Source organism: Tsukamurella soli (genome assembly GCF_039541155.1).
GTDB classification, from domain to species: domain Bacteria; phylum Actinomycetota; class Actinomycetes; order Mycobacteriales; family Mycobacteriaceae; genus Tsukamurella; species Tsukamurella soli.
On record NZ_BAABFR010000138.1, the window covers coordinates 1 to 10,050 of the forward strand.

General features: G+C 67.5%; 7 protein-coding genes. 2 read left to right on the forward strand and 5 right to left on the reverse strand.

Going from position 1 to position 10,050, the window contains the following annotated elements:
* Both ABD908_RS24825 and ABD908_RS24830 read right to left on the reverse strand, forming a co-directional pair.
* A partial coding sequence (locus tag ABD908_RS24825; protein ID WP_345001131.1) for an aminotransferase class I/II-fold pyridoxal phosphate-dependent enzyme occupies window positions 1-474 on the reverse strand: 474 nt, incomplete at its 3' end.
* A gap of 23 nt (window positions 475-497) precedes the next feature.
* A complete protein-coding gene (locus ABD908_RS24830; RefSeq protein WP_345001122.1) occupies window positions 498-1,802 on the reverse strand; it encodes an adenosylmethionine--8-amino-7-oxononanoate transaminase in 1,305 nt (434 codons plus the stop codon).
* Window positions 1,803-1,982: 180 nt separating this feature from the next.
* On the opposite strand from ABD908_RS24830, the gene glgX reads away from it, so the two are divergent.
* On the forward strand, window positions 1,983-4,463 hold the full coding sequence (gene glgX, locus ABD908_RS24835) for a glycogen debranching protein GlgX (protein WP_345001133.1): 2,481 nt from the start codon (window positions 1,983-1,985) through the stop codon (window positions 4,461-4,463).
* 19 nt (window positions 4,464-4,482) lie between these two features.
* Here the strand turns inward: glgX and ABD908_RS24840 are convergent, their stop codons facing one another.
* Genes ABD908_RS24840 through ABD908_RS24850 form a run of 3 tightly spaced genes read right to left on the reverse strand, consistent with a single transcriptional unit; the run spans window position 4,483 to window position 8,196 of the window.
* The gene (locus tag ABD908_RS24840) at window positions 4,483-5,523 is read right to left on the reverse strand and encodes a PDDEXK nuclease domain-containing protein (protein ID WP_345001124.1); all 1,041 of its coding nucleotides are present in this window, start codon (window positions 5,521-5,523) and stop codon (window positions 4,483-4,485) included.
* On the reverse strand, window positions 5,523-7,760 hold the full coding sequence (locus ABD908_RS24845) for an AAA family ATPase (RefSeq protein ID WP_345001126.1): 2,238 nt from the start codon (window positions 7,758-7,760) through the stop codon (window positions 5,523-5,525). The genes ABD908_RS24840 and ABD908_RS24845 overlap by 1 nt, the downstream gene beginning before the upstream one ends.
* Before the next feature lie 4 nt (window positions 7,761-7,764).
* Window positions 7,765-8,196: a restriction endonuclease gene (locus tag ABD908_RS24850; protein ID WP_345001128.1), complete on the reverse strand. Its 432-nt coding sequence runs from the start codon at window positions 8,194-8,196 to the stop codon at window positions 7,765-7,767.
* Between the two features lie 559 nt (window positions 8,197-8,755).
* On the opposite strand from ABD908_RS24850, the gene ABD908_RS24860 reads away from it, so the two are divergent.
* On the forward strand, window positions 8,756-10,050 hold a 1,295-nt coding region (locus ABD908_RS24860), incomplete at its 3' end, for an alpha-amylase family glycosyl hydrolase (RefSeq protein ID WP_345001129.1).

The window sequence follows — 10,050 nt, forward strand, 5'->3', positions numbered from 1 at the left end:
CGCGGCGGCGACGGCGGCGTGGTCGCCGCGCGGGGTGACGACGACGCGGGCCCGCGACAGCCGGCAGGCGTCGACCAGGGAGGCGTGCGAGCCACCGTCGGACACCACCAGGTCCCCGCGGCCCGCGAGGGCGGTGACCGCCCCGATGTTGGCGAGGTAGCCGGAGCTGAAGCACAGCGCGGCCGGCTGTCCGACGAACCGCGCGATCCGGTTCTCGAACGCCTCGTGCAGCTCGGTGGTACCGGTGACCAGGCGCGATCCGGTGGCACCGGCGCCCCAGGTGCGCACCGCGTCGACCGCGGCCTCGATCACGCGCGGGTCCCGCGACAGGCCGAGGTAGTCGTTGGAGGCGAGGTCGAGCGCGGTGTCGGCGGCGGCACGTGGGACGAGCGAGCGGCGCAGGCCGGCGGCGCGACGGTCGGCCGCATACCCGTCCAGCCAGCCGAGGGCGTCGGTGCGGACATCGGCGCTCAGCTCGCGCAGGTCTTGAACACCGTTCACCCGCTCACTGTAACCGCCGCGCGGACCGCGGCGTCAATCCCGGCGCCGATCGCCGCGACGTCCTCGGGGGTGCACACGTACGGCGGCATCGCGTACACGAGGTCGCGGAACGGTCGCAGCCACACCCCCGACGCCACCGCGGCGTCGGTGGCTGCGCTCAGCGCCGCCGGCGTGAGGGGCGTGTCCAGCTGCACGACGCCGATCGCGCCCCGCACGCGGACGTCGGCGACCCCGTCGACCCCGGCCAGCGGTCGCAGCGCCTGCTCGAGCCCGGTGCCGATCCCCGCGACCTCGGCGGCCCAGTCCCGCGACAGGAGCAGCTCGGTCGAGGCGACGGCGACGGCGCACGCGAGCGGGTTGCCCATGAACGTCGGCCCGTGCATGAGCGCCCCGACGTCCGACCGGGAGACGACGCGCGCGACCTCACCCGTGCACAACGATGCGGCGAGGGTGAGGTAGCCGCCCGTGAGTGCCTTCCCGACGCACATGATGTCCGGGGTGACGCCCGCGGCGTCGCAGGCGAACAGGGTCCCGGAGCGGCCGAAGCCGGTCGCGATCTCGTCGCAGATCAGCAGCACGTCGTGCTCGTCGCAGATCCGCCGCAGATCGGCGACGTACTGCGCGGGGTGGAACCGCATCCCCCCGGCGCCCTGCACGACCGGCTCGACGATCACCGCCGCCAGCTCGTGACGGTGTGCCGAGACGAGGCGGTCCAGCTCGGCGGCGTACGCCGGGTCGTAGTGCGACGGTGGCGCGGGCGCGAACACCTGCCGGGCGAGGACGTCCGTCCACAGCGAGTGCATCCCACCCTCGGGGTCGCACACGCTCATAGGCGTGAAGGTGTCGCCGTGGTAGCCGCCACGCCAGGTGAGCAGCCGATTGCGGCCGGCCACGCCGCGGGCGCGCCAATACTGCAGCGCCGTCTTGACGGCGATCTCCACCGCCACCGACCCGGAGTCGCAGAGGAACACGCGGTCGAGCCCGGCGGGCGTGATGTCGACGAGCAACTCGCCCAGGCGTGCGGCGGGGGCGTGCGTGAGGCCGCCGAACATCACGTGTGACATCCGCCCCAACTGGTCCCGCACGGCGGCATCCAACTCCGGGTGTCGATAACCGTGGATCGCGGCCCACCACGAACTCATGCCGTCGATCACCTCGCGGCCGTCCGCGAGCCGCAGCCGCACTCCCTCGGCGGAGTCGACGACCAGGGGCGGAATCGCGCCCTCGACGTCGGCGAGGGCCGGTGCGTACGGGTGCCAGAGCGTCGCGGCGTCGAGCGCCGACACCCGGTCCGAAGTCATCGCGCGGATCACAACGGGCCAGGGTAGCCGTGCCACGGCGCACGGCGCGCCGGCCTGCCGGGACCCTCGCTCGTGGCCGCGCAGCGACTCGATCGCCACTAGGGTGCCACTGTGACCCTGCCGAACCCCGAGCCTGCGACCACCGAGCCCGTGACCGCCCAGCGGGCGTCCCCGCCCGCTGTGCCGGTACCGACGCCGGCGGGCGCCGTACATGAGCCCGTGTCGCGGTCCTACGACATCTGGCCGGGGTCGCCCTACCCGCTCGGCGCCGCCTACGACGGTGCCGGCACCAACTTCGCCCTGTTCTCCGAGATCGCCGACCGCGTGCAGCTGTGCCTTCTCGACACGAACGCCGACGGCGCGACGACCGAGACCCGCATCGAGCTGACCGAGGTCGACGGGCATGTGTGGCACGCGTACCTGCCCACGGTGTCGCCCGGCCAGCGGTACGGGTTCCGGGTGCACGGACCGTACGACCCCGCGTCCGGGCTGCGCTGCGACCCGACGAAGCTGCTGGTGGATCCGTACGGGAAGGCCTTCGAGGGCGGGTTCGACGGTGACCCGTCGCTGTTCTCGTATCTCAACCCCGAGCCGGTCGAGGGCGCGGTGCCCGCAGCCCCCGCCGACGCTGTCGCCGCCGAACCGGTGCCGGCCGGGCAGTCGACGGATGCGAGGTCGCCGGGCGAGCGGGTTCCGGCGGAGCAGGCGGCGCCCGACCAGGCGCCGGGCGCGGATACGACCGACACGACGAGCGCGGACGTACAGCCGTCCACGCAGACGGGCCCCGCCGCCGGAGGCGACCCCGCATCGTCGGCACCCGAGAGCGCGGTCGCGGTGCCCGAGGACGCGCCGGCCGTGTCCGAACCTCCCGAGGACGCACCCGCGCCGCCGCCACACGACCCGGACTCGCTCGGCCACACCATGACGTCGGTGGTGATCAACCCCTACTTCGACTGGCAGCACGACCGCGCACCGCGCCGGCCGTACCACGAGACGGTGATCTACGAGGCGCACGTCAAGGGCATGACGATGCTGCACCCGCGCGTCCCCGAGGCGCTCCGCGGCACCTACGCGGGGCTCGCTCATCCCGAGGTCATCTCGCATCTCAAGAGCCTCGGGGTGACCGCCATCGAGCTGATGCCGGTGCACCAGTTCATGCAGGACCAGACGCTGCTGGACAGGGGCCTGCGCAACTACTGGGGTTACAACAGCTTCGGGTTCCTGGCCCCACACCACGAGTACGCGTCGGTGACCACGGCCGGCGCGGCCGTCACGGAGTTCAAGGCGATGGTGCGGGCCTACCACGACGCGGGCCTCGAGGTGATCCTCGACGTGGTGTACAACCACACCGCCGAGGGCAACCACATGGGGCCCACCATCTGCTTCCGCGGCATCGACAACGCCGCCTACTACCGCCTCGTCGAGGGCGACGGCGCGCACTACATGGACTACACCGGCACCGGGAACAGCCTCAACGCACGCGATCCGCACACGCTGCAGCTGATCATGGACTCGCTGCGGTACTGGGTGACCGAGATGCACGTGGACGGTTTCCGCTTCGACCTCGCGTCGACACTGGCCCGCGAGCTGCACGACGTGGACCGGCTGTCGGCGTTCTTCGACCTGGTGCAGCAGGACCCCATCGTGAGCCAGGTGAAGCTGATCGCGGAGCCGTGGGACGTGGGCGAGGGCGGCTACCAGGTGGGTAACTTCCCGCCGCTGTGGACCGAGTGGAACGGCAAGTTCCGCGACACCGTCCGCGATTACTGGCGGGGCGAGACCGCGACGCTCGGCGAGTTCGCATCCCGGCTCACCGGCAGTTCCGACCTGTACGAGAACACCGGGCGGCGGCCCGGCGCGTCGATCAACTTCGTGACCGCGCACGACGGGTTCACGCTCAACGACCTGGTCTCGTACAACGAGAAGCACAACGAGGCCAACGGCGAGGAGTCCCGCGACGGCGAGAGCCACAACCGGTCGTGGAACTGCGGCGTCGAGGGCCCGACCGACGACCCGGAGGTACGCAAGCTGCGTGGGCGCCAGCGCCGCAACATCATGGCCACCCTGCTGCTGTCGCAAGGCACTCCCATGATCGCGCACGGCGACGAGATGGGGCGTACCCAGCACGGCAACAACAACGTGTACTGCCAGGACGACGAGCTGTCGTGGATGGACTGGAGCCTGGCCGAGACCAACGCTGACCTCGTGGACTTCACCCGCCGAGTGATCGCGCTGCGGGCGCTGCACCCGGTGTTCCGGCGGCGCCGGTTCTTCCGCGGGCGTCCGATCCGCAGCGGCGACCAGGTCCGCGACATCGCATGGCTCACCCCGTCCGGCGACGAGATGACCGAGGCCGACTGGGACTCCGGCTTCGGTAAGTCGCTCGCGGCCTTCCTCAACGGCCAGGGCATCGAGGAGCCGGACGCCCGCGGTGAACGAGTGGTGGACGACTCGTTCCTGCTGTGCTTCAACGCGCACTACGAGGACATCGACTTCGTCCTGCCCACCAGGTACGACGCGCGCCGCTGGCGTGGTGTCCTGGACACCTCCGACCCGCGCGGCGAGTCGGGTCGGGAACTGTCCGCGGGTGCGACGGTGACGGTGCCCGCCCGGTCGCTCCTGGTACTGATGCACGTGCCGGACGAGGCGGCCACACGGTAAGCGTGGGCCGCCCCGTCCATCAACCGTTGACTGCCCCGAGTTCACGCTCGATCTGCTCGGTGGTGGGCAACGCGGTCTGCAGCGGATCGGGCAATGCTTCCAGAAGCTGATACTGCGCGATGCCGAGCGGCTGGGTGTTGTCCCGGAGCGCGTACTCTGCGACGGCTTCGTTCTTCGTCTTGCACAGCAGTAGGCCGATGGTGAGACCGTCCGTCTCGTGACGGAGCATGTCGTCGACGGCGGTCATGTAAAAGCCGAGCTGCCCGAGTTGCTCGGGCTTGAACTTCTCCGCCTTCAGCTCAATTACGATATATCGACGCAGCTGCAAGTGGTAGAAGAGCAGGTCCACATAGAAGTCGTCGCCACCGACCTCGAGATGAACCTGGCGGCCGACGAACGCGAAACCGGCACCGAGTTCAAGGAGGAAATCGGTGATGTGCCCGATGAGGGACGCTTCGATCTCGCGCTCATGCGCCTCGTCACCGAGACCGAGAAAGTCGAGCCGGTAGGGGTCCTTCAGAGACTCGCGGGCGAGGTCGGAGTCAGGCTTCGGGAGCGAGTGTTCGAAGTTCGTGGTCGCCTTGCCCTGGCGCTCGATGCGCTTGCGCTCGATGTGCATGACCAGCACGTTGCGAGACCATCCGAATTCAACTGCCGCCTCGGCATACGCTAGGCGCAGCTCGGGGTCCTTGAGCTTGGTCAGAAGCACGAGATTGTGCCCCCACGGCAATTGGCCAACAGCCTGTTGGCCAATTGCGTCCTCGCTCCAGGCACTGGCGAACGCCCGCATGTACTTCAGGTTCGCGCGCGAGAACCCGCCCAAATCGGGGAACGACTGGCGTAGGTCGTGGGAGAGCCTGTCGATGACCTTCGCGCCCCATCCTAGTTCTGCTTCTCGCTCCAAGATCTCGTGGCCGATCTGCCAGTACACACGCAGCATCTCGCTGTTGACCGCCAGCGCAGCGCGCTGCTGGGCGACGTAGATGCGCCGCTTGAGGTCCGCGAGCCACTCGCCGTACCGCTCCGGCGGGTCAGTCAGAGCGATTGCACGATCGTTCATCACTCAGGCGTCTCTGCTGAGCTCACATCGGCGGACTCACCCATCATCATGAGGTAGTGGCCGAACTGGTCGTGTATCTCGAAGATGCGGCGGAACACCCTGAGATTGGCATCCACAGTGCTGGGTGTTGGCGAGTAGTCAAGATCATCGAAGATTGAGTGGGACCCGGCATTGACCCAGCTGAAGAGCGAACGACATATGAGCTGTTCGTCTCCCTCGAACTTGGCAACGATCGCCGGGTCGTCGACACCGCCGAGCACCTTGAAGTACGCCTCAAGGATTCTCCGCAAGGTGTTCTGAAGACCGACCGCGCTTGCCGAAGGCCGCTCGGCTGACCTTTTAACTTCGTCCCACAATGCTCCGTAGGCAGTTTGAATCGGGTTGTCGTCGCAAAATTCGACCTCGCTAGGCTTCCCACTCCACTTCCGCACGAGTCCATATTTCCACGACCCTAGCTTCCCGCCGCGCGGGCGGTATGTCACCTCCTTGTAGAAATACGAATTGTGCGTCATGAGCACTAACTGTCGCACCCGGCCCGATCCCGCGGCCACGCCCTCGACGATCCCTCGAACAATGGTGGAAACGGCATATAACACATCGCTGTCGAGGCTAGAGATCGGGTCATCGATCACCGCCAGGAGATCACTCGTCTCGCCTTCGTTCTGCGGCGAGCCCTGCAGCGACTGGGCGAAGTAGAGGAAAGTGATGAACGTCCTCTCACCTTCACTGAGGGTATCGGTGGCGTTCTCACCATTCGATCGAACAAGGGTATACCCGTCCTGAATCGCTGTAGACTCTGCCAGCGAGAACGAGTGGAAACCGACAGAATCCAGAAGGCGGTTGATTCGGTCGATGATCGGCCTGCTTGACGTGACCTTCGCCAGAAGCTCGCGTCGGCGAGACTCTTTGGTGTCGACATCTGTCGCCGCCGAGGCGATCTGCTCCTCGATGCGTTGCTTCCCCTTCAAATGTCCGGACATCGCGCCCTCGTAGCGGCTCAACTCCGCGACGAGGGTCACGCGGGCGAACACGAGCCAACAGCGATCTAAGAAGGAATTCTTTACGGATGATCGATTGTTAAGGAGAGAGTTGAAGTTCTCGATCGCCTTGTTTGCGTCCCGAACAACGACGTTGACGCCGTCAATCTGTGGCGAGGGATCAGGTACCGAGATCTTGGTAGACGGTGCTGCCAGCTTTGCACTGATCTGCGCTTGGGCGTCGGCGATCACCTTCTCCAGCGCGGTACGCGCGGCTGCGAAGCGTTCGCCGTCGAGGTGCTCGACGGCTCCCGGCCTCGCTGGCAAATCGTCAAGGTACGCCGCCCAATGCTGCGCCCATGACTCGAAGTACTCGTTGAACGCCATCAGCTGTTTCGTCTGCTCGATGTACGTCCGATCGAAGTACGCCTCTAACTGGTTGCCAAGGCTGGACGGAACGGACTGCTGGCAGAACGGGCATACGCCGTCTGCGTGTTGGAGGTGGGCACGACCCTGTCGAACCCAGTCGGCATTGCTGAGTTGCTGGATCAGCGGCGCGAGGCCGACATCTGCACTGCCGACGACAACCACATCTAAGAGAGCATGACCCGGCATGGCTTCGATCCGGATCTCGCGCCCAAGCGGAAGGTCCGAGAGCGGGTGTGCATCCTCGGCGAAGACGGCTCTGGCTTCGGAGGCGAGCGTGGTGAAGTCTTCGGCCGCAGATGTGTTCGCCGCCGGGACCTTAAGCAGTCGGTCGAGAAGTCGATCCTTGCTGTTGTTGTACCCTGCGAACATCTCACGGAAATCCACGGGAACATCGTTGCGCTTGGCCCAGGCCGCGTCTTTCAGAGCGGTGCGGACGCGATCGATTTCACCGTTCTTCGTCGCCAACGAGGACTGGAGCCCCACGAGCTTCGCCTTGGCGGTTGCGATCGAGTCTCTGAGTGATTCGATCTCGGCCTGGATTTGAGCGTTTGTCTCACCCAGGAGGAAGACGCCGGGGAAGTGACCCGCGGGCGTGAGCGTGGCATTCACGTAGTCGCTGTTGTAGACCTTGACGCCGAGTGCGCTGGTCGGCGGATGCCACTCCAGCGTCGTTCCCGCATATCTCGCTTCGTCGGCCAAAGCGCGGCTGATCGTCGTCTTGCCTGAGCCGTTGGGCCCGAAGAAGAAGTTCGCCGGGTTAAGCGGCCCAATGTCAGTGCCGGAAGTTGGGTCGAAGGCGGGGGCACCGCGCAGCCGAAGGTACTGAAGCACGTTGTCATGCCCCCACGAGCTGGAGCAGCGAGTCGTAGCTGTCGACGACGTCGTACTTGACGCCGTTGTTCGCAGCCCTGTCGTTGAGCGAGGCGAAGAACTTGCGGGCGCACTCGATCTTTGCGTTCTCAACGCCCTTGAGTTGGAGCGTGGACATCGACCCCTTGGTTTCGGCGACGAAGTAGACATGCTTGATCTTCGTCGTGTCGTCGCGGAAGGCAATCGCCCAGTCGGGGTTGCAGTCGCCGACCGGGGTCGTGAAGGACGGTGCGGTGAAGATGAAGTCCAGCTCCTTGATCGACTGCAACTCACGGTTGAGCGCCTCGAACGCGAAGATGGAGAACGTGCTCGCCGCGATGCGCAGCTTCGAGCCCGGCGTGATCGATGCTTTCAGATCGTCGCCGAGAAGCTCGTTGAGGTTGTCGATTATCTGCATCCGTCAGCTCGCTCGGGGTTCGCCGCCGACGAAGCGCCGCCGCCACGCACCCACTCATCGACTTCGGAGATCTGAAACTTCCAGAGGCGCCCGATCTTGTGCGCGGGCATGTCCTTAATCTGCGATCCAGGCATACACCGTGTCCTTGGTGACCCCGAGATGGGTGGCGACGTCGTCCGCGGACAACCACCGCTCAGACATCAGGCCTCCAACAGAGTGAACATGCCCGATGTAACCGGGTTGAACCGACTCTATCCGAACCCGAGCAGTTGTACACCAAAGACGCAAGCGTGCGTCCCATCCCGACGACGCCCCGCGCTGTCGCGCCGTGCGACAGAAGCCGGGTATCGCGTTGGGCCGCGGCGCGCGCCCGGCGCCGAGCTGTCCACGATGCGTTGAGCGGTGCTCGCATGAACGGCCCGCGCCACGGCGGCGACGCGCGGTTCAGCGGCTCGACGTTCATCACCCGTGTTCGATCGAGGCACTCGGCAGGTGACCGTGTATTGGTGGTAGCGAGACATGCCCGCCGCGTCGACCGCAGCAAGGAGGCCACCGCACCGTGACCGCGCGCCCCGTGACGTCCACCTACCGGCTACAGCTGACGCCCGAGTCCGGCTTCGCGGCCGCCGCCGCGGCGGTGCCCCGGCTGGCGGACCTGGGGGTGTCGCACCTCTACCTGTCCCCCGTGCTCACGGCGGTGCGCGGATCGCAGCACGGCTACGACGTGACCGATCCGACGACGGTGTCGGCCGAGCTGGGCGGACGGGACGGCCTGGTCTCGCTCGCAGAGACCGCACACGCCGCCGGGCTGGGCCTGGTGGTGGACATCGTGCCCAACCACATGGGCATCGAGCGGCCGCGCGAGAACGCCTGGTGGTGGGACGTGCTCCGCCACGGCCGCGACTCACGCTGGGCGCGGTTCTTCGACATCGACTGGGCCGACGACAACGGCTGCGACGGCCGGATCGCGATCCCCGTGCTCGGCGACGGCGGCGAGGTCACCGTCGACCGCTCCGGCGCCGAACCCGAACTCGCGTACTACGAGCACCGGTTCCCGCTCGCACCGGGCACCGAGGCGCTGCCGGACGAGCAGACGATCGCCGCGCAGGCGTATCGCCTCGTGCGATGGGACGGGCCGATACGCACCTACCGGCGGTTCTTCGCCGTCGACACGCTCGCGGCGCTCCGCCAGGAGGACCCCGACGTGTTCGCCGCGACGCACGCCCAGATCGGGTCGTGGTTCGCGGACGGACTGGTCGACGGCCTGCGTGTGGATCATCCCGACGGGCTCACCGACCCCGTCGGGTACCTGCGCAGGCTGCGGCGGCTGTGCGGCGACGACGCGTGGATCGTGATCGAGAAGGTCCTGGAACCGGGCGAGCCGCTCGACCCGGCGCTGCCGGTCGCCGGGACCACGGGGTACGACGCGCTGGCCGAGCTCACGCACGCCTTCGTCGACCCGCGGGGAGAGGAGCCGCTGACCCGGCTGTACGAGCGCTGGACCGGTGCGGGCGGCGACGGCGCGTGGTTCGCCACCCAGGTGCCCGCGACGAAGTCGCGCATAGCGGACGCCCTGTTCCCGGCCGAGACGACGCGGCTCGCCCGGGCGGTACTGCGGGACGCCCCGTCAACGGGGATGTCGCTCACGCAGCTGGGCCGGGCCGCCCACGCGTGGATCGCGCGGCTGCCGTACTACCGCGACGACTACCCGGTGCTGCGCGACGAGGCCGACGCCGTCCTGTTCGCCGCGGGGCGCGCGCACCCCGGGCCCGCGTTCGAGGGCGTCATATGCCGGAGCTGTTCCTCGCCGATGCCCTCGGCGCGGTGGGTAAGCCGCTGCTGCGGGTCCACACC